The organism is Pseudomonas sp. Xaverov 83, assembly GCF_019352905.1.
Lineage (GTDB): Bacteria > Pseudomonadota > Gammaproteobacteria > Pseudomonadales > Pseudomonadaceae > Aquipseudomonas > Aquipseudomonas yamanorum.
This window is the reverse complement of record NZ_JAAAFU010000053.1, coordinates 162,252-179,934: the sequence shown is the minus strand read 5'-3', so window position 1 is coordinate 179,934 and position 17,683 is coordinate 162,252. Positions and strand designations below refer to the sequence as shown.

The window sequence follows — 17,683 nt, the reverse complement described above, 5'->3', positions numbered from 1 at the left end:
CGGCGAGCAGTAAACATCAATGCCCTAGCTCGGACGGTGTTTACCGGGTAAAGGTTCGCCGGGGTGCTGCGTGTTCAGGCTTGAAGCGACAGGACGAAGCGTTTTTCGCTGTGGGGCATGCCGTCCGGTGCGGGCTGTTCAGGCACGAAACCGCAGCGGCTTAGGACTTTTTGTGAGCCGACATTCTCCGGGTACACGTACGCCACCAATTGCTTGAGTGCCCAACGCGCCTGTGCCTCGTGGATCAGATGCTTCAGCGCCAGGGTTGCCAGCCCTTGCCCGCACGAGCGCTCGCCCACGCGGTAACCGACTTCGGCAGAGCCCTTCGGTGAATCGATGCTTTTCAGATTGGCGCGACCAACGATTTCGCCGCTGGCGTCTTCGATCACGAACGGGTGCCATGCGCCGGTGGCCAGGCCAGATAGATAACCGTCAATATGCTCGGCGACGCCCTGCACCGAGTAAAACGAAGGGTCGCGCGCCTCGATATGCGACTCGAACCACTCACGGTTACGGGTTTCGAAGGCCAGCAATGCTTCAGTGTCCGTACTGCTCAGCTCGCGAACGCGAAATGACGTCATTGCTCAAATCTCCCGGGTTGTTCTGTGCATTTAGTCATGTTTTCGTCATAAAGGCGTGTGAAATTTGCCTGCCAAAAATATGAAATCATGGAGTTCTTCCGATGAGGGTAGTCACCTCCGGTTCGGCGTATCTGGACATCGATGCGTACGCTTGTTGCATTGCGTACGCCGAGTTGTTGAATCGCCAGGGTGTCGAGGCGCGTGCCGTCAGCAGTGCTCCGCTGAATGCCAGCATCTCCAGGACCGTGCTCGGTTGGCCATCGTCACTGGATGACTACCGGCCCGAGCCCGGTGATGAGTTTGTGTTGGTGGATATCTCTGACTTCCACCACTTCGACCCGGTGGTCGTGCTCGATCAGGTGGTGGAGGTGATTGACCATCACCCGGGGTTTGAAACCTATTGGGCGCAGAAACTCGGACCTCACGCCGATATCCGATCCATTGGCGCGGCGGCGACGCAGGTGTTCCTGCGTTGGGAGGCGGCCGGTTTGCTGCCACTGATCAGTGAACACAGTGCCGCGTTGCTGGCCACGGCAATCCTGGACAATACCCTGAACTTTAGTGGGCAGTTGACCACCCCGGCGGATGTTCGGGCTTATGAAAACCTGGCGCTGCGGGCGAAACTCGCGGTGGACTGGCCTGAGCGATATTTCCATGAGTGCCAGGCCACTATCGAGTCAGACCTGACAGGCGCGTTGGCGGGTGACATGAAGTGGCTGAAAGCCGACAGCAAACTGCCGCAGGTTTTCGCGCAGATGACGGTGTGGGATGCCGGTGCGCTGATCCGAAAGCATCACTCGACCATGGTTCATTGGTTGGCAGCCCAGGGTGAGGACTGGCTGGTGAATATCATCAGCATCCGTGAGTGCAAAAGCTATTTCCTGGCTGAGCCCAAGGTCAGCCAGGAAAAAGTGAGCCAGTTGCTTGCCATTGACTGGCAGGCCGGGATGGCGGTGCTGGAGCGTTCGCTGTTGCGCAAGGAACTGGTAAGGCTGGCGGCCACTGATTGACGGCGCTCACCAAAGTGACGTTCCTCTTTGGTCAACCCGCAATACAATGGCCAGGGTATTACCGAAAAGGAACGGCAGTTGAACGAACACACATTGTCCATGCGCCTGGAGCGCGTGGCGGCCCATATACCCGCCGAGGCGCGCCTGGCGGATATTGGCTCTGATCACGGCTACCTGCCGGTGGCGTTGATGCGTCGTGGCGCCATCACGGCGGCGGTGGCGGGCGAGGTGGCCTTGACGCCATTCCGCGCAGCCGAGCGCACGGTGCGCGAGAACGAGCTGGAGCAGCACATCACCGTGCGCCTGGCCAGTGGCCTGGCGGCGATCGAGCCGGCAGACGGGATCACCGCGATCAGCATCTGCGGCATGGGCGGCGAGACGATCCGCGACATCCTCGACAGTGACAAGGCACGCCTCAACGGCAAGGAGCGCCTGGTGCTGCAACCCAACGGCGGTGAGCAACCGTTGCGCCAATGGCTGATGGAAAACGGCTACCGCATCGTGTGCGAAGAGCTGCTGCGGGAGAATCGCTTCTTCTACGAAATCATCGTTGCCGAGCGCGCCGGGCCGGTGAGTTATACCGCCGAGGAGCTGTACTTCGGCCCGCTGCAAATGCAGGCGCGCCGCCCGGAATTCCTGCTCAAGTGGCAGCACATCCTGCGCCACAAACAGCAGACCCTCAGCGACTTTGCCCAGGCGCGGCAGGCGGTGCCCGAGGACAAGGTGCGAGAGGTTGCCCAGCAGGCGCGGTGGATTACCGAGCTGCTCAGCACTAATGTGAATAGTGATGGTCAATAAGCCCCGCACGGAGCCGGCCGGCTCCGCATTGGTATTTTTGATCAAGGACAATGACAGAATGCTCGCCGCAAAGTGATCAGCCACTGCCCCCATCTGACCCTGTAAATCGGGCCTCGCCTTACGTTTTTCCTCCCTACCATTTGAAGATTTAACCCATGCACCTACGCAAAATTGCAGTTGGGCTGTCAGCCCTTGTTTTGCTCTCCACCGGGGCAGAAGCCCGTGGCCTGCTGGACCTCATCAAGCTGCCTGCCGAGCATCAGCAACACACCTCCCGCTCGGGTTCCATCAGCCAGAGTGCCGCTCTAAATCTCTATTCAAACAAACAGCAACGGGCTTCCTTCGATGGCTGCGCCGATCTGTTCCCGTCCGCGCAACCGATCAACACGGCCACGGTGCCGGCCACCCTGAAACCCCTGGCGCTGTGCTCGGATAATTTTGCGGTGCTGTACTCGCAAACCAGCAAGACCCCGTTGGTAGTGGTCGAACGCCTGAATGCCCGCCAGTTGCAGGACGCCAAAGGCGAAGAACGCACCAACCAGTTCTACCCCGACCCGCGCATTCCCAAGGGCGCGCGCGCCGAGTTGAGCGACTACCGTGGCCAACACCCGGCGGTGGACCGTGGCCATCAATCCCCGGCCGCCGATGCGCCGAGCACCAACGCCATGGCCCAATCCTTCGCACTGTCGAACATGGTGCCCCAGGAACCGACCAACAATCGCAAGATCTGGAGCAAGGTCGAGGCGGACGTGCGCAAGTTTGCCAAGCGCGCCGACGGCAACGTGTTCGTGTTCACCGGCCCGTTGTTTGACCCTGGCTACAGCACCATTGGCGACAACAAGGTCTGGGTGCCGACTCGCCTGTTCAAGCTGGTGTATGACGTGTCGTCCAAGCGGGCTTGGGCGTATGTACTGCCCAACGCTGAAACCCGTATCCAGAAGCCGATGGATTACGAAACGTTTGTGAAGACTACCGGTCTCAAGCTGCTGGGGAATTTGCCGGTTACCGGTTCGGTGGGCCGTACTTGATGGCTTGACGTGTTGGTGTCACTTGCCCTTTTTCAACGCCTTCAACCGCAACGTTGCGCGCTGCACAGCGGCCATCTTCTCTGGCCGCTTCATCTTTTTCCATTTGCGAATATCGTCCTTGGTGCGTCCACAGCTGACGCACAGCTCACCACTGAGCTGGCAGGTTGAGACACATGGATTCTCGATATCTTTAGCCAAGGCATCATCCCTTCACGGCATACCGTTTCACCAGGCGCAGGCGCCAATCGCCGCCATGCTGGAGGCGGCATTCTTCTTCGGAGTCGAAGCGCACGTAGCGGTCTGAAGAGGGGAGATCCACGCCGGCGTCTTCCAACGCCGTGGCTGTCAGCTCGCGCATCCGCAGGTCCAGCCTGGTTGAAAGGGCCAGTTCCCTGTTTGCCCGGGTATCGAAGACCCAGATGACCACCAGGCTTTGTGCAAAGGCCTGGTAGTCGACTTCGTGGGTCAGCCAGTCGAAGCCGGTGATTTCCGCCTTGGCGATTTCACAGGCTTCGGTCAGGGTCGCGACCAGGCGACGCTCGATGCGTGCGCTGTCGCGTTTGGTTGAAGACATGGGGATTCCTTGAGGAGCGAGGAGGGTGATGATACGCGAGAGATCAACTGAGGGAGCTGTCGAGGTGATCGTTCCCACGCTCTGCGTGGGAACGCCGCCTCGGACGCTCTGCGTCCAGCTGACGATGCAAGGCTCAAGTCCTGCGCAATGGTGACGCGGAGCGTCACAGGATGTATTCCCACGCAGAGCGTGGGAACGATCAACTGTGCGAGCCTGCGAAGATCAACTGTGGGAGCTGTGTTGCCCATCAGATATTTTTGGGCCGATCCAGCTTGTGCGTCATGGTGTACACCGCCACTCCGGCGGCCAGGATGCCCGAGGCGGCGCCGACTGCCAGTGCCCAGCGTGGGCCCAGGTGGTCGGCCACCCAACCCACTATCGGTGCTCCAATCGGTGTGCCGCCAAGGGCCACGCCCACTCGCAGGGCGATCACCCGGCCGCGCATGGCGGGCTCGGTGGTGAGTTGCATCAGGCTGTTGGTGGTGTTGCTGAAGGTCAGGGCGCCCACGCCGATGATCACCAGCGCCCCGGCGAACAGCCAGTAATTCGGGGCAATCGCCGCCAGGGTACAACCCACTCCGAACACCAGCGCGCCGTAAAGCAGCGACTTGAAGTGCGGCCGCTCGCGACCGGCGGCGATCAGGGCCCCGGCGATGGTGCCGATGGCCAGGGTCGACGTCAGCAGGCCATAGCCACGGGCATCGGCGTGGAACACGGTGACGGCCATGGTCGAGATAAAGATCGGAAAATTCATGCCGAAGGTGCCGATCAAGAACAGCATGATCAGGATCGCCATCAGGTCCGGCCGCGCCCACACATAGCGCAGGCCTTCAGTCAGGCTGCCCTTGGTGCGCAGCGCCCGCAGGCGGGTGTGCAGCCCGGAAACCCGCAGCAGAAACAGCGACGCCAGCACCGCGAAAAAGCTCGCGCCATTGAGCAGGAAAGCCCAGCCGGTGCCCACCGACGCGATGGTCACGCCGGCCACCGCCGGGCCAATCATGCGCGCCATATTGAACGAGGTGGAGTTGAGCGCGATGGCGTTGGACAAGTCTGCCTCGCCCACCAGATCCGCCACGAAAATCTGCCGCACCGGCGCATCGAACGCCGAGGCGCAGCCGGACAAAAACGCGAACACATACACGTGCCACAGCTGCACGATGCCGGTCAGGGTAAACACCCCCAGCATCAGCGCCAGCACACCCATCACGCCTTGGGTAACGATCAGCAGCTTGCGCTTGTCGTAGTGGTCGGCGGCGAAGCCGGTCCAGGGCAGCAACAGCAATTGCGGCCCGAACTGCAACGCCATGACGATGCCGACGGCCGAGGCGTTATGCGGGGTGAGCTGGGTCAGCACCAGCCAGTCCTGGGCCGTGCGTTGCATCCAGGTGCCGATATTCGACACCAGGGCGCCGGCGGCCCAGATGCGGTAGTTGACGCTGCGCAGCGAGCGGAAAATGCCCATCGAACTCACACCGGCCTTGAGGGATTACCACCATTGAAGCGCCCGAAATGCTGCGCCAGGAAAACACTCAGCGCCAAGGCCCCAAGCCCGAGGGCGAGCACATCAGCGGTGCTTTTGAGGTCGAAATCCCCGACCCGGCAGACCAGCACGTAGCCGATCACCAGGTTGAGAAAACCCCAGAGCACATTCAGCGTCGAGGAAGACCGCCCCTGGCCGCGCGGTTTGGCAAACGGCGTCTGGAAAGACTGCCCCATCAAACCACTGACGCAATGGGGCAGCGCGTTGGCGAGCAATACGCCGCCGAAGAAGTAAGACACCAGCTCATGCCATTGCATCGTCACGCACCCCTTGTTTCAAGCAAACCGATGATGTCTTGCGCCGTGCCGGTTTCCCCCAGCTTCGGGAATACCTGGTTCAGGCTGTAGTGATGGGCCTCGGCGTTCGCGTCGGTCATGGCGTCGACGGCCAGGGTCACGTTGAAGCCGGCCTCGTAAGCCTGGCGCGCGGTGGACTCCACGCCGGTCCCGGTGGCAACCCCGGTGATCACCACCTGGGTGACACCGAGGGCCTTCAACTGCGCCTCAAGATCGGTGCTGGCGAAGGCGCCCCAGGTGCGTTTGGTCACCCCAATGTCGCCGGGTTGCTGATCGAGTTCGGGCAGCAGGTCGGCCCATCCCGGTGGAAATACATCGCTGCGCCGTGGCCGCTCGGTGCGCCCGGGGGCGAAGCCTGTGACGTTGACCAGCACCACCGGCATGCCGCGCTCGCGGAAAGCCTCGAGCAGTGCACGGGAGCGTTCCACCACGCCGCCGATGGGGTGGATGAACGGATATTCGGCGATGCCTTTCTGCAAGTCCACGATGATCAGCGCGGTGTTGGGATCCAGCAAGGTGACGGCCATGGGATGTCCTCGAACGGGTGGGGAGGTTCAGAAATCGGCGAGGCGCTCCAGCAGCTTTACCGCTGCCGCGAGTTCAGCTTGTTCTTCGGCAGACAGTTGCTCCTGCAGCGCCCGCTGCAGCCAATCATCCTTGGCTGCCCGGCTGGCGATCAGGTGTTTACGAAAGCGGGGAGTCAGCTCGATCAGGGTTTGCCGCCCATCGCTGGGATCGGGTTTGCCCCTGATCGCTTTCATGGTCTCAAGCCCGGCCACGGTGATGCGCATGGACTGCGGCCGCACGCTCTCCGCCCGGGCCAGGGCCGATACAGTGCTGGGCCCGTCACGGTCCAGGCGCAGCAGCACCGACTTCTGGGCCGAGGTGAAATCATTGGGATGGGTCTGTTCCCGCAGCCGGCGTATCAGCTTGCCCAAGGAGATGCGAAGCTCGGCGGCCAGGGCGGCGGATTGGTTTTCGGAGGTGATGGAAGGCTTGTTCATGCTCGGACGTTAGCATGCATGCAGAAAAACTGTACAGTTTAGCTGTATGAATTTTTTGTCATAAATTCGGCTCTAACCGCAAAGCTCCGACAAAATGGCTACCCCAGGTTTGCCTTACGGTATTCATCGGGTGTCTCGCCCGTGAGCTTGCGAATTTCGGCCTTTACGGTGGCCAGCCTGGCCTTCCAGATCCTGACACCACCGCCTCCCTTAGCTCGCCTGTCGCCGGCTGGCCCCCGGCGGCTGCCCGGTAACGCGCTTGAACGCTCGGCTGAACGCCGCCTGGGAGTTATAGCCAAGGCGCTGCGCCACGGTTTCGATCGGCAGCCGTTCCAGCGTCAGCCACTGGCTGGCCAGGCGCATCCGCAGTTCGGTGGCGTAGCGCAGCGGTGGCGTGCCGATGGTGGTTTGAAAGTGCTGGGCGAACACCGAGCGTGAGGTATGACATTGCGCTGCCAGCTCCTCCACCGTCCAATCGCGCCCGGGTTGCTGATGCAACGCCAGCAGGGCCTTGGCCAGGCGTGGGTCGCGCAACGCCGCCACCAGGCCGGACGCATTCCCGCACGCACATTCAACCCAACCCCGAACTACCATGGCCGCCACCACCTCAGCGAGGCGCGCCAGGATGCCGGCGAAGCCAATGCGGGCGCTGCTGACTTCACGCTCCATGGCCGCCAGGATCGGCATCAGCCCCGGATAACGCTGGCCCTTGGCGTCGATCAGCATCAGGTCCGGCATCAGGCGGCCAAGGCCGTGCAAACTCCCCAGTTCAAACTCCATGCAGCCGCTGAAGAGCAGGGCGCTTTGCGTCACGGCCACATCGGCCCGGGCATCCACGGCACACACCGCATCACCGAGGGCTGCCGCGTTGAAGCTGTCGATGTCCTGTACCGGCACGTCCGGGCTGGAGAGTATCTGATGGGCACCGCCATGGGAGATGAACACGGCATTGCCTGGCGTCAGTTCATACAGGGTGCCGTCCTCGGTACGCAGGGTGACGCAACCGGCAGCGATAAGGTGGAAATAGGCGTGTCCGGGCTTGGCCGGGAAGCCCAGGCCAAACGCCGGTCCAGTCTGGATACGCCGGTACTCGACACCCCGCAGGCGCATGCCGCGCAGCAGTTCGTTGATGAGGTCAGAGGACTGGTCGAACGGATCGGTGGGCATCATTTCCGGGGTTTCGGTAAAGGATTCGAGATTTTGCATCATAGATCATCCCAATCGTCGCACCTAGACTGCCGGTCGCAATAACTTTTGAAGGATGACCGTGATGAGCAGTTGTGTGTGTGACGCCGTAACCGGTGCAGATGTAGCGCCCGCGACGCCGGCCTGGATGGCGGTGTTTTCGTTGGCGATGGGCGTGTTCGGATTGCTGACGGCGGAGTACCTGCCGGCCAGCCTGTTGACGCCGATGGCAGCCGAGCTGGGTGTTTCGGAAGCCTTGGCAGGGCAGGCGGTGACGGTCACGGCGGTGGTCGCCTTGTTCGCCGGGTTGCTGGTGCCAGGCCTGACACGCGGGATCGACCGCCGCGTGGTGTTGCTGTGCTTCAGCGCACTGATGATCTGTTCCAACCTGCTGGTGGCGGTCTCGTCGAGCCTCACGGTGTTGCTGCTGATGCGTATCCTGTTGGGCATCGCACTGGGTGGCTTCTGGAGCATGGCGGCGGCGGTGGCGATGCGGCTTGTGCCGGCGGCGTTGCTGCCGCGTGCCTTGTCGATCATCTTCAGCGGCATCGCGGTGGGCACTGTCGTGGCGGTGCCGCTGGGCAGCTTTTTGGGTGGGCTGTACGGCTGGCGCAGCGCGTTTTTCGCAGCCGCTGCAGTGGGCGGCGTGACCCTGGTGTTCCAGCTATTCACCCTGCCGCCACTTGCACCCCGCCGGACGGCACGCTTGAAAACTGTGCTTGAGGTGCTGCTGCGTCCAGGCATTGCCGTGGGCATGTTGGGATGTGTGCTGGTGCATACCGGACACTTTGCGTTATTCACCTACATCCGGCCATTCCTGGAAAGCACCACCGGCGTCGGCGCCGAAGGGCTGGCGTTGATGTTGCTGGGTTTCGGCGTTGCAAACTTCGCCGGCACGCTGCTGGCCGGGTGGCTGCTGGTGCGTCTGCCGCGCGGCACCTTGGTGTTGATGCCGGCCCTGGTCGGTGTGGCAGCACTCGCCCTGGCGCTGTTGCCGGCGACGGTGACGGGCCAGGTGTGGTTGTTGATGCTCTGGGGCCTGGCGTTTGGCGGCGTGCCGGTGGCCTGGTCAAACTGGGTTGCACGGGCAGTGCCTGATCAGGCCGAAAGTGCCGGCGGCATGGTGGTGGCTTCGGTGCAGTCTGCGATTGCAGCGGGTGCCGCGGCGGGCGGTGCGATGTTCAGCTTCAGTGGTATCGACGGTGTGTTTGTCGCGGCAGGTATCTTGATGCTGCTGGCGGCAGTGTTGATTGCGTTGAGGGTGAAGGTAGAAGCGCCTCCACAAGGTGCAGAGGCGGGGCCGGCGTTTCATCATTGAAAAGACGGTGTACTGGCAAATCGGCGAGTCAAATCATCCAGAAGCCATCGGCCTGCTGTGCCTAAGTCCTGGGCAGCATCGATGTAACCTTCATTGCGGCCGGAGGGGCTAAAGCCGTGGTCCTCGGTGAGACTGGCATGGACGAATTCCTCGACATTTTTGCCCCCCGGATTCAAGCGGGGCTTCCTGAGTAAGCGCCTGCACCGTCTGGTTCAGCGACACCAACATCGGTTGAACACAGGCCAGTAACGTCGTACCGGCCTGCGTGAGGGTGACCTCAGTACAGCGTCGCTCAAACAACTCAAGCCCCAAGCTTTTCTCCAGTTTCCTGACTTGCTTGCTGACGGCGCTTTGTGTGACAGCCAGCACATGGCTCGCTTTGGTGAAACTTTTTTGGCGAGCCACGGCCTCAAAAAACCACAGCGCATGGAGCGGTACAAGCGGTGGGTTCGCCGGTGAAGTGTGCGTGTTAATTTCAATCATCATCCCTGCTCACTGAACCGATGATTTGCTGACTTTGATCCCTTTGAACAGCACCAGCAGCAACACGGCTGCGAGTATTTCAAAGGCGGCCACCATATACAGGCCGGCAGCCAAACTGCCGGTCAGGGTTTTCAGCCAGCCAATCATGTAGGGCGCCACGAACCCCGCCAGGTTGCCGATGCAGTTGATCAAGGCAATGCCTCCGGCGGCTGCGGTACCGGCCAAAAAGGCCCCGGGAATCGACCAGAACACCGGGAACGCTGCGAGGATGCCCATGGCCGCAATGGTCAGGGCGATCAATGCCAGGACGGCGTTACCAATAAACAATCCGGTGCCAATCAGCCCTAGCCCGGCGAGCAGCGCAGCCATGGCGCAATGCACGCGGCGCTCAGAGGTTTTGTCGGAGTGAAAACCGTTCCACAGCATCGCCACGGTGCCCAATATGAACGGTATCGAGGAGAGCAGGCCGATGCGCATGGTGTCATCCACCCCCAGCGCCTTGATGACGGACGGGGTCCAGAACGCAATGGTCGCGTTGCCGCTGACCAGGCAGAAATACACCAGGGCACACAGCCACAGTTTGGGATAACGAATCAGCGAGCGCAGATCGCTGTGTTTGCCGGGAGCCTGGTCTTCGCGGGCGATTGTGTCGCTGACCATCGTGCGTTGTGCCGGGCTCAGCCACTTGGCATTGATAGGTTTTTCCGGCAGGTAGCGCAGTACCAGGACACCTGCGATCACCGAGGGAATGCCTTCGAGAATGAACAGCCATTGCCAGTTGGACAGGCTGCCGACGCCGACCATGTGGCTCATGATAAACCCGGCCAGTGGGCCGCCGACCACGCCAGCGATGGCGAAAGAGGTCATGAACATGCCGTTGATCTTTGCGCGTTGCGCCGCCGGAAACCAGTAGGTCAGGTACAGCACCACACCCGGGAAAAAGCCCGCTTCAAACGCACCGAGCAGAAACCGCAGCACGTAGAACGACCAGGCACTTTCGACGTAGGCCATGGCGATGGACGTCAGGCCCCACATTATCGTGATGCGGGCCAGTGTGCGCCGCGCGCCGATTTTTTCCAGCAGCAGGTTGCTGGGTACTTCGAAGAAGAAGTAACCAATGAAGAAAATCCCGGCGCCCAGGCCATAGACGGCCTCGCTGAAGCCCAGGTCCTGCAACATCGCCAGTTTGGCGAAACCGACGTTGACCCGGTCGATCCAGGCCAATACGAAGAGGAATACCAGGAACGGAAGCAACCGCCAGGCGATCTTGCGGTACACAACAGCCACGTCGTCGGACATCGGCGAGTGGTCCAGTTCCAGCGATGAAGTTGCGTTACTTGGGTTCATAAGTTGTCTCGTCAATTCGTTGCGCATGGGGTGCGCAAGCCGATTGGCAGGCGAGTGCGGGCGCACGGGCGGCCGCCGTGGAGTTTTTGCTGTGAGCCAATAAGTGAGCCAGGGCAGGTCGTGCCTGCCGCTGGTTCAGCGCTAGCGCATTACGTGTTTTCTCGTAACAGCGCCTCGATTGAGCGAGACACTTGCAGCACCCGTGCGTCCTGACCATGCAGGCCGGCAATCGACAAGCCTACCGGCAGTTCGTCGCCGCGCTGGCAAGGCAGGCTCAGGGCGCAGCCGTCCAGAAAATTCAGCACGCTGGTATTGCGCAATACCAGGCCGTTGGTGGCAAAAAAAGCCGCGTCATCCGCCAGGTCGGCAAGCTTGGGCGGTACTATCGCGACACTCGGCAGCAACCACGCATCGGCGTCACCCATGCGTTCACGCGCTACGCTGATCAGGCGTTGGCGTTCGGCCTGGATGTCCAGGTAATCGGCTGCGCTGATGGCCGCGCCGCGGCGTATGCGTTGCGCAACGCGTGGGTCGTAAGCCTCGCTGCGGTCGCCCTCGAGCCACTGGCGATGGCCCTGCCAGGCTTCGGCGGCCGTGAGCCCGCCTGCAGCATTGATGCGCGGCAGTTGGTGCAGCTCCGGGAAGTCGAACCAGCGGATACTTGCACCGGCCTTGGCGAGCAGGTCCAGGCTGCGTTCGAACGCTGCCGCCACGGTGGCATCCAGTTGATCGAGCACCACGTCGCGGGTGACCGCCAGGCGCAGCCCGGCCAACGGCGCGGCGCGGGTATCCAGCGATTGGCCGCTGAGTATCTGGTCCAGCAGGATGCAGTCGGCGACGCTGTTTGACAGTGCACCGACCGAGTCCAGGCTGGCGGCCAACGGGAAGGTGCCACTCATCGGCACACGGCTGGCGCTGGGTTTGAAACCGACGAGGTTGCAGAAGGCTGCGGGGATACGGATCGAGCCACCGGTGTCAGTGCCCAAGCCCGCCACCGCCATGCCCAGCGCCACGCTCACGGCGGCGCCGGAACTGGAGCCGCCAGCGATGCGCCCGTCTGCACACGGTGTGAGCGGCGTGCCGTAGTGGGGGTTCCACCCCAGGCCGGAAAAGGCAAACTCGCTCATGTTGGTGCGGCCCAGCAAGATCGCACCGGCCGCCCTCAGGCGCTCGACGACCACGGCATCGTGGCGGGCGGGCGGCGTATCGGCGAGTAATTGCGAGCCGGCCGCCGTGACCTGCCCGGCCAAATCGAACAAGTCTTTGATCGACACGGGCAGCCCGGCCAGCGCCGACGGCACATAGCCGGATGCGCGCGCAAGGTCGCTGGCCCGCGCAGCGTTCAGGGCGCTGTCGGCGTCGACGCTGATATAGGCCATGCCGCCTGCGGCGCGATGCGCGGCAATGCGCTTTAACGCGTCATTGACCAATGCCTCACTGGTGGTGCGGCCCTCGGCAAGGGCATGGGCAAACGCTGCAATCTCAGTCATCGTGAGTTACTCGGCGACAGGCAGCGGCTCGACACCGTACTGGTGGCGCAGGCTGCGGTTGAGGATGGGGTCGAACAGTTCCATTTCGAAGGCTTCGCCATAACCCAGTTCGCCGATCACCGACTGCGTGCCGCAGAACATTGCCGTATCGGCAGGCAGCGCGGCGTTGTTATTGAGTTTCGCCAGCAACGTTTCCGGCGCCAGCAGGTTGGTCACCGGCCCCTGCTGATACAGCGCTCGCACGCCATCACGCACACGCCAGGTGCGCATCACCAGGTGATCCCAATGCGGCTGGACTTCGGTGTAGCGCCACACCTGCTGGGCGATGGGTTTGTCGCACATCTGCTTGGACACGGTAACGTCATAGCTTTCGACCTTGCGGTCGGTGTGGTCTGAGCCCAGGCCGATCAACAAACCTTGGTCGCTTGGGATCAGTACGAACTCGGTCTCGCCGGAAGAATCCTTGCCCGGCACCTGAATCGTCTCGGCGTTGTTCAACAGGCTGGCGGACACGCGATAGAAGCACGGCACCTGGGTGGGCCGGCGTACGCCCAGCGCTTCCAGTTCGGCAATATGGTGTTCCACCGCTTCGCTGTTACGTCCCGCCCAGCCTGCGATGATCAGGTGTTTGATGCTGGCGTGGTGTTCGCCTTGGCCGACGACATGGAAAGTCATTTGAGTCATGAAAAGTGCTCGTAGTGAGTGATCAAAGCGTGCGCATGATTGCGCGGCGGAAATCGTCAATGTGGTGATGGATCGCGGCGATGGCGGCGGTGCCGTCGCGCTGCTCCACCGCTTCAAGGATTTGCAGGTGTTCGTGGTAGATGCGTTCGCTGTGATGGTTTTCCGACAGGGTCAGGTACCAGAAACGCGCCTGTTTTTCGTGCAGGTTGCGCAGCAACTCGGCCAGCACGCGGTTGTGGGCGGCGGCCGATATCGACATGTGAAACTCCAGGTCCAGCGACATCAGCCCGGCCACGTCGTGCTTGGCTAAAAGGGCAGGGGTGCGCTCGAGGATGTCGCGCATGGCCTGGATGTCAGTGTCCTTGGCGCGCTCTACCGCGAGCTTGACGCACAGCTGTTCGTTGCTCACGCGCACTTCGATCATGTCGAGTACATCGTTGAGTGACAGGGCCGTCACCATCACGCCTTTGCGCGGCATGATCGTGACCATGCCTTCCACTTCCAGGCGGTGCAGCGCTTGATGGATGGGGGTTCGGCCAATGCCCAGCGCAGCGGTCAGTTGCGCCTCGTTGATCGCATCGCCGGGGCGATACTCGCAGCTGATAATCCGCTGCTTGATTTGGGCATAGGCCAGCTCACGCAGTTGCGCTGCGCTTTTTGTGGGAGCCACCGTGGTTGGGTGATGGCTGATGAAGGTGGTCGGTTCGGACATATCCACTCCTGAAAATCATCTGATATATCAGATGATTTTCAGAATGAAGCAAGGGCTATGCCATTTTTCCGAAAACTGGCGAAGAGCCACGGCTGATGAGGGTTGTAGAGATTCAGAGGCGCTTTCGGGCATAGGCTGTGCGGTGTTACTTGTTACCGTTGTGCCCGGATTTGGTACCCCGGCGCCCGATGTTTGTGTGACTGAGGGGCGGGAATCCTAGTGATGCAGGCCAGTTGCTCCAGCCGAATGAGCAAGGACGATAATGCTGCCGACTACCTGCGTTGTTCACACGCTGCGCAAATTGGTGCTCTCGCTGAAAAGCCCAAGGATGAAATCGCGCACATGCACGATGCGTGGATTGCGCATCGAGGCTTTGTTCCACACCAGGTACAGAGTGTTGGTGGGCGCGGTCTGTTCAGGGGTGATCGAAACCAGTCGTCCCGACTCCCGCGCCTCGTTGCATTGATAGTCAGGCAGCACGCTCCAGCCCTGGCCCTTGATGACCAGGTCCTGGATGATGCGAAGATCCGGGACGGTCAGCGCCGCCTGCAGCGTGGGCGCAAACTGGAACATGGCTGTCCACACCGGCCGGATCAATGGCAGGTCCTCGTCATAAGCGATGAGCGGAAGATTCGACAACTGTTCCGCGGTCGGGCGTTTGCCAAGCAAGCCGGCAATCTGCGGCGCGAGCACCAGCAGAAAGCGCTCGGTGAGCAGCTTGGCGAACCCGTGCGAATGTTCATCTGGCATGGAAGCGGTGATAGCCAGGTCGGCAGTCGAGGCATTAAGCAGGCTGTATATGCGCTCCCGGTTGCCGGTGTGCAGGCGGATCCGGAAACCTTGAGTCATCAATGGCGCCAGCCCCGCAGCGACCTTCGCATTGATGAAGTCGGAGGGCCCGGCGATATGCACAGTGCCGCCGCCCTCGCTACCCAGGCGGTAGGAGGCCAGCCGCATTTGCAGGCCGTCAAGCATCGGCCCGATCGCGCGCGCCAACTCATCGGCCGCCTCTGTCGCTGTAACGCCGCGGGCGCGCCGCACGAACAGGGGCTTGCCTATAAACGCCTCCAATGCCTGGATGTGCTGGGACGCCGCCGGCTGAGTAATACCAAGCGCCTCTGCCGCGCGGGTAAACGACTGCAGCCGATAGGCCTCAATGAAAGTACGAAGGTGATCCAGATGGCTCATGAGGTCATCGCGTCCTGGCTGTCACGCTCTCACTACAGAAAATAGCGTCGACTCAAGCCATAAAAATATTTATCCGAAGGCCAAAGAATAATAATTTTTTCAATTTCAGGCAATTCTCTAAAATTTCGTATCCGTCGGGCTTCGCTCCGACCACCTGCCGTTCGAGAGATCCGTCATGCCATTTGTCGTTTATATCTTTTCGCTCAGTGCATTCGCACTGGGCCTTGCCGAATTCGTCCCTATCGGCCTGACTGACGTTATGGCCCACAACCTGAATATCGATGTCAATCAGATCGGTAGCGCTGTGACCGCCTATGCACTGGGTGCAACTTTCGCCGCCCCATTCCTGACGGCCCTGACGGCAGGGTGGTCGCGAAAGCGGGTCATGCTGATGACTGTTCTGGTCTTCACCGTCGGTAGCGTGGCTGCTGCTTTTGCGACGAACCTTTCTACCCTGCTGATTGCGCGCTTCGTGGCAGGCATGGGGCACGGCCTGTTCCTTGCGGTGGCTTCCAGCACGGCGGCGCGCCTTGCCGGCCCGAAGAAGGCAGGTAGCGCGGTGGCGGTGGTGTTTGGCGGCTTCACCCTTGCCATGGCGATTGGTGTACCCGTCAGCACATACCTGGGTGGCGTGATCTCTTGGCGCCCGGTGCTTGGCGCAATTGGGGCATTCGGTGCATTGGGCTTCCTTGGCCTGCTGCTAGGCATGAAGGAGCCACCGGAGGCTCAGGGTCGGGAAGGTGCCGGTTCCGTGGGTCAAGCCTTTAAAGCGATCTTTAACCCAGTTCTGCTGTTCGCGGCCCTCGTGACCGTCCTCGGCTATGCTGGCTCGTTCACCGCCTATACCTACATCGCCCCGTTACTCACCCAGGTGACTCAGGTCAGCAGCCACACCGTCGGCGTCTTCATGCTCGTCTATGGCTTGCTCGCCGCAACCGGCAACGTAATTGGCGGCGCACTGAGCGACCGGTTCGGGGTAAACCGCACAAGCGTAGCCTTGATCGCCGGCATTACGTTCATCGCCTTGGGTATGTGGGGTTTCGCGTCGTCGACGATCGCGATGGGCATCCTCGTCGGGCTGCTGGGCATGTTCACCTTCGCCGCAGTGCCGGCCCTGCAAGCCCGCCTGATCGGTGTCGCCGAGCTGCATGCGCCGCACGCCCACGGTGTGGCCGCCGGGCTGAACATCGCGGGGTTCAACTGCGGTATCGCGCTGGGCTCGTGGGTAGGCGGCGCGACGCTCGCCACGCTGGGCATTTCGTACACCGGCCTCGCGGGCGCGTTGATTTCGGTTCTGGGCCTCGTGGTGCTGCTCTTGCAATTGGCACGTCGTGGTGGCGGCGAGTACCGCGAAACGGTGTGTAAGGGCCTCCCGGCGTCACCATGATGACGAGAGAGTAGCCATATCGAAGCAGGCGGAGCGTCGCGTGCTGTTGCAGCACAGTTGGCGCCAATAGTAATGACTGGAAGGTAACGATCATGACAACCCTCACCGACAACGCCCTCGAGCGCATCACTGTCCGAATTCCGACTGCGTCAGGTGACGAGATCGAAGCGTGGGTCTACCTGCCCGGAGGGACTGGCCCCCATCCCGTGGTGGTGATGGCCCACGGCATCGGCGCGATCAAAGCATGCGGGCTGGCCCCGTTCGCCAAGCGTTTTCGCGAGGAGGGATTCGTCGCCATCGCCTTTGACTACCGCAACTTCGGCGGCTCCGATGGGCAACCACGGGAAGTACTCTCTGTTCCGCGCCAGCGCGAGGATTATGCAACGGTTATCGGCTGGGCCGCTGACCAGCCCTACATCGATCCCCGCAAGGTAATTATCTGGGGCACATCGTTTGCCGGTATGCATGTCGTCGAACTGGCTGCTTCGGACACTCGCCTGGCAGGTGCAATCACTCAGGCGCCACTCACGGACGGCTTGGCCGCAGCAATCATGGCCCCGCCCAAACTTGGAGTCCGTCTGTTCGGGTTGGCGCTGCTCGATGTTCTCGGCGCCCTGGTGGGCCGCCAGCCGATCTACATTCCCGGTCACGGCAAACCCGGGGAACTGTCCATCGGTGCCACACCTGACGGTTTGTTCGGGGAAAGGCTCATGACGCCGAAGGATGGGACGCCATGGCATAACCGGGTGGCCGCGCGGTCATTGCTGAGTTTCTCGTGGCGCCGACCCGTGCGCCGCGCCGCGTCAGTGCGCGTTCCCTTCCTGCTCGTCGTTCCGGAGTCAGACTCAATCGCGCCAGTGCCGGCTGCGCTCAAGGTTGCACGCAATGCACCACGGGCTGAATTATTCCGCAGCGCTGGTGGTCACTATGACGTCTACGAAGGCGGAGAAGGTTTTGCCGACGTGTTACGCACGCAGGTCGAGTTTCTCCACCGGCACGTCGAGACCGCAGCCGACAAAAGCCAGGCATGAGGCACATTCCGGACGGGCGCCCGTTGC

Annotated in this window: 20 protein-coding genes; 6 read left to right on the top strand and 14 right to left on the bottom strand. The window is 61.7% G+C overall.

From position 1 onward, the window contains the following. Positions 1–74 precede the first annotated feature (74 nt). Entirely contained in the window at positions 75–581 is a 507-nt protein-coding gene (locus tag K0H47_RS18070) for a GNAT family N-acetyltransferase (RefSeq protein WP_219273353.1), read from the bottom strand. 101 nt (positions 582–682) lie between these two features. Here K0H47_RS18070 and K0H47_RS18065 point away from each other — a divergent pair, with 101 nt between their 5' ends. From K0H47_RS18065 to K0H47_RS18055, 3 genes are all read left to right on the top strand, one after another. Beyond that, positions 683–1,591 carry a bifunctional oligoribonuclease/PAP phosphatase NrnA gene (locus K0H47_RS18065; protein WP_177027253.1) on the top strand — a complete coding sequence of 303 codons (909 nt, stop codon included), beginning with the start codon at positions 683–685 and terminating at the stop codon, positions 1,589–1,591. Positions 1,592–1,669: 78 nt separating this feature from the next. Continuing rightward, positions 1,670–2,389: a tRNA (adenine(22)-N(1))-methyltransferase TrmK gene (locus K0H47_RS18060; RefSeq protein WP_177071634.1), complete on the top strand. Its 720-nt coding sequence runs from the start codon at positions 1,670–1,672 to the stop codon at positions 2,387–2,389. Positions 2,390–2,544: 155 nt separating this feature from the next. Continuing rightward, complete coding sequence (locus tag K0H47_RS18055; RefSeq protein ID WP_219273352.1) at positions 2,545–3,417, top strand: DNA/RNA non-specific endonuclease; 873 nt, start codon at positions 2,545–2,547, stop codon at positions 3,415–3,417. Positions 3,418–3,435: 18 nt separating this feature from the next. On the opposite strand, the gene K0H47_RS18050 is transcribed toward K0H47_RS18055, so the two are convergent. From K0H47_RS18050 to K0H47_RS18020, 7 genes are all read right to left on the bottom strand, one after another. Next, a complete protein-coding gene (locus K0H47_RS18050; RefSeq protein ID WP_081253191.1) occupies positions 3,436–3,615 on the bottom strand; it encodes a DUF1289 domain-containing protein in 180 nt (59 codons plus the stop codon). Between the two features lie 4 nt (positions 3,616–3,619). Next, positions 3,620–3,991: a hypothetical protein gene (locus K0H47_RS18045; RefSeq protein ID WP_219273351.1), complete on the bottom strand. Its 372-nt coding sequence runs from the start codon at positions 3,989–3,991 to the stop codon at positions 3,620–3,622. Positions 3,992–4,238: 247 nt separating this feature from the next. Continuing rightward, positions 4,239–5,453, bottom strand: a complete 1,215-nt coding sequence (locus K0H47_RS18040) for an MFS transporter (RefSeq protein ID WP_219273350.1) — start codon at positions 5,451–5,453, stop codon at positions 4,239–4,241. 5 nt (positions 5,454–5,458) lie between these two features. Continuing rightward, the gene (locus K0H47_RS18035; RefSeq protein ID WP_219273349.1) at positions 5,459–5,788 is read right to left on the bottom strand and encodes a hypothetical protein; all 330 of its coding nucleotides are present in this window, start codon (positions 5,786–5,788) and stop codon (positions 5,459–5,461) included. A 2-nt stretch (positions 5,789–5,790) separates the two neighbouring features. Continuing rightward, positions 5,791–6,354 (bottom strand): isochorismatase family protein, encoded by a 564-nt coding sequence (locus tag K0H47_RS18030; protein ID WP_219273348.1) that lies wholly within the window; start codon positions 6,352–6,354, stop codon positions 5,791–5,793. A 27-nt stretch (positions 6,355–6,381) separates the two neighbouring features. Further along, a complete protein-coding gene (locus K0H47_RS18025) occupies positions 6,382–6,831 on the bottom strand; it encodes a MarR family winged helix-turn-helix transcriptional regulator (protein ID WP_219273347.1) in 450 nt (149 codons plus the stop codon). 210 nt (positions 6,832–7,041) lie between these two features. Next, the gene (locus K0H47_RS18020; protein WP_177071639.1) at positions 7,042–8,037 is read right to left on the bottom strand and encodes an AraC family transcriptional regulator; all 996 of its coding nucleotides are present in this window, start codon (positions 8,035–8,037) and stop codon (positions 7,042–7,044) included. A 64-nt stretch (positions 8,038–8,101) separates the two neighbouring features. On the opposite strand from K0H47_RS18020, the gene K0H47_RS18015 reads away from it, so the two are divergent. Continuing rightward, positions 8,102–9,334 carry an MFS transporter gene (locus K0H47_RS18015; RefSeq protein WP_219273346.1) on the top strand — a complete coding sequence of 411 codons (1,233 nt, stop codon included), beginning with the start codon at positions 8,102–8,104 and terminating at the stop codon, positions 9,332–9,334. 108 nt (positions 9,335–9,442) lie between these two features. Here the strand turns inward: K0H47_RS18015 and K0H47_RS18010 are convergent, their stop codons facing one another. From K0H47_RS18010 to K0H47_RS17985, 6 genes are all read right to left on the bottom strand, one after another. After that, positions 9,443–9,820, bottom strand: coding sequence for a LysR family transcriptional regulator (locus tag K0H47_RS18010; protein ID WP_242488320.1), 378 nt, complete (start codon positions 9,818–9,820; stop codon positions 9,443–9,445). 6 nt (positions 9,821–9,826) lie between these two features. Next, complete coding sequence (locus K0H47_RS18005; protein ID WP_219273345.1) at positions 9,827–11,164, bottom strand: MFS transporter; 1,338 nt, start codon at positions 11,162–11,164, stop codon at positions 9,827–9,829. 149 nt (positions 11,165–11,313) lie between these two features. After that, entirely contained in the window at positions 11,314–12,654 is a 1,341-nt protein-coding gene (locus K0H47_RS18000) for an amidase (RefSeq protein WP_219273344.1), read from the bottom strand. Positions 12,655–12,660: 6 nt separating this feature from the next. Then, positions 12,661–13,338 carry a DUF2848 domain-containing protein gene (locus K0H47_RS17995; protein WP_063031838.1) on the bottom strand — a complete coding sequence of 226 codons (678 nt, stop codon included), beginning with the start codon at positions 13,336–13,338 and terminating at the stop codon, positions 12,661–12,663. Between the two features lie 22 nt (positions 13,339–13,360). Next, entirely contained in the window at positions 13,361–14,050 is a 690-nt protein-coding gene (locus K0H47_RS17990; RefSeq protein ID WP_063031836.1) for a GntR family transcriptional regulator, read from the bottom strand. 285 nt (positions 14,051–14,335) lie between these two features. Beyond that, the gene (locus K0H47_RS17985; protein WP_201142548.1) at positions 14,336–15,238 is read right to left on the bottom strand and encodes a LysR family transcriptional regulator; all 903 of its coding nucleotides are present in this window, start codon (positions 15,236–15,238) and stop codon (positions 14,336–14,338) included. Positions 15,239–15,413: 175 nt separating this feature from the next. Here K0H47_RS17985 and K0H47_RS17980 point away from each other — a divergent pair, with 175 nt between their 5' ends. Then, positions 15,414–16,625, top strand: a complete 1,212-nt coding sequence (locus tag K0H47_RS17980; protein WP_219273343.1) for an MFS transporter — start codon at positions 15,414–15,416, stop codon at positions 16,623–16,625. A 92-nt stretch (positions 16,626–16,717) separates the two neighbouring features. After that, positions 16,718–17,656 (top strand): alpha/beta hydrolase, encoded by a 939-nt coding sequence (locus K0H47_RS17975; RefSeq protein WP_219273342.1) that lies wholly within the window; start codon positions 16,718–16,720, stop codon positions 17,654–17,656. The last annotated feature ends 27 nt before the right edge of the window (positions 17,657–17,683 follow it).

Excerpts from the sequence above, each read along its gene's own strand:
- K0H47_RS18070 (WP_219273353.1), bottom strand. The coding sequence starts at position 581 with ATGACGTCATTTCGCGTTCGCGAGCTGAGCAGTACGGACACTGAAGCA.
- K0H47_RS18020 (WP_177071639.1), bottom strand. The coding sequence starts at position 8,037 with ATGCAAAATCTCGAATCCTTTACCGAAACCCCGGAAATGATGCCCACC.
- K0H47_RS18010 (WP_242488320.1), bottom strand. The coding sequence starts at position 9,820 with ATGATGATTGAAATTAACACGCACACTTCACCGGCGAACCCACCGCTT.
- K0H47_RS18035 (WP_219273349.1), bottom strand. The coding sequence starts at position 5,788 with ATGCAATGGCATGAGCTGGTGTCTTACTTCTTCGGCGGCGTATTGCTC.
- K0H47_RS18030 (WP_219273348.1), bottom strand. The coding sequence starts at position 6,354 with ATGGCCGTCACCTTGCTGGATCCCAACACCGCGCTGATCATCGTGGAC.
- K0H47_RS18055 (WP_219273352.1), top strand. The coding sequence starts at position 2,545 with ATGCACCTACGCAAAATTGCAGTTGGGCTGTCAGCCCTTGTTTTGCTC.
- K0H47_RS18040 (WP_219273350.1), bottom strand. The coding sequence starts at position 5,453 with ATGGGCATTTTCCGCTCGCTGCGCAGCGTCAACTACCGCATCTGGGCC.
- K0H47_RS18000 (WP_219273344.1), bottom strand. The coding sequence starts at position 12,654 with ATGACTGAGATTGCAGCGTTTGCCCATGCCCTTGCCGAGGGCCGCACC.
- K0H47_RS18015 (WP_219273346.1), top strand. The coding sequence starts at position 8,102 with ATGAGCAGTTGTGTGTGTGACGCCGTAACCGGTGCAGATGTAGCGCCC.
- K0H47_RS17980 (WP_219273343.1), top strand. The coding sequence starts at position 15,414 with ATGCCATTTGTCGTTTATATCTTTTCGCTCAGTGCATTCGCACTGGGC.
- K0H47_RS17995 (WP_063031838.1), bottom strand. The coding sequence starts at position 13,338 with ATGACTCAAATGACTTTCCATGTCGTCGGCCAAGGCGAACACCACGCC.
- K0H47_RS17985 (WP_201142548.1), bottom strand. The coding sequence starts at position 15,238 with ATGAGCCATCTGGATCACCTTCGTACTTTCATTGAGGCCTATCGGCTG.
- K0H47_RS18025 (WP_219273347.1), bottom strand. The coding sequence starts at position 6,831 with ATGAACAAGCCTTCCATCACCTCCGAAAACCAATCCGCCGCCCTGGCC.
- K0H47_RS17975 (WP_219273342.1), top strand. The coding sequence starts at position 16,718 with ATGACAACCCTCACCGACAACGCCCTCGAGCGCATCACTGTCCGAATT.
- K0H47_RS18065 (WP_177027253.1), top strand. The coding sequence starts at position 683 with ATGAGGGTAGTCACCTCCGGTTCGGCGTATCTGGACATCGATGCGTAC.
- K0H47_RS18045 (WP_219273351.1), bottom strand. The coding sequence starts at position 3,991 with ATGTCTTCAACCAAACGCGACAGCGCACGCATCGAGCGTCGCCTGGTC.
- K0H47_RS18005 (WP_219273345.1), bottom strand. The coding sequence starts at position 11,164 with ATGAACCCAAGTAACGCAACTTCATCGCTGGAACTGGACCACTCGCCG.
- K0H47_RS17990 (WP_063031836.1), bottom strand. The coding sequence starts at position 14,050 with ATGTCCGAACCGACCACCTTCATCAGCCATCACCCAACCACGGTGGCT.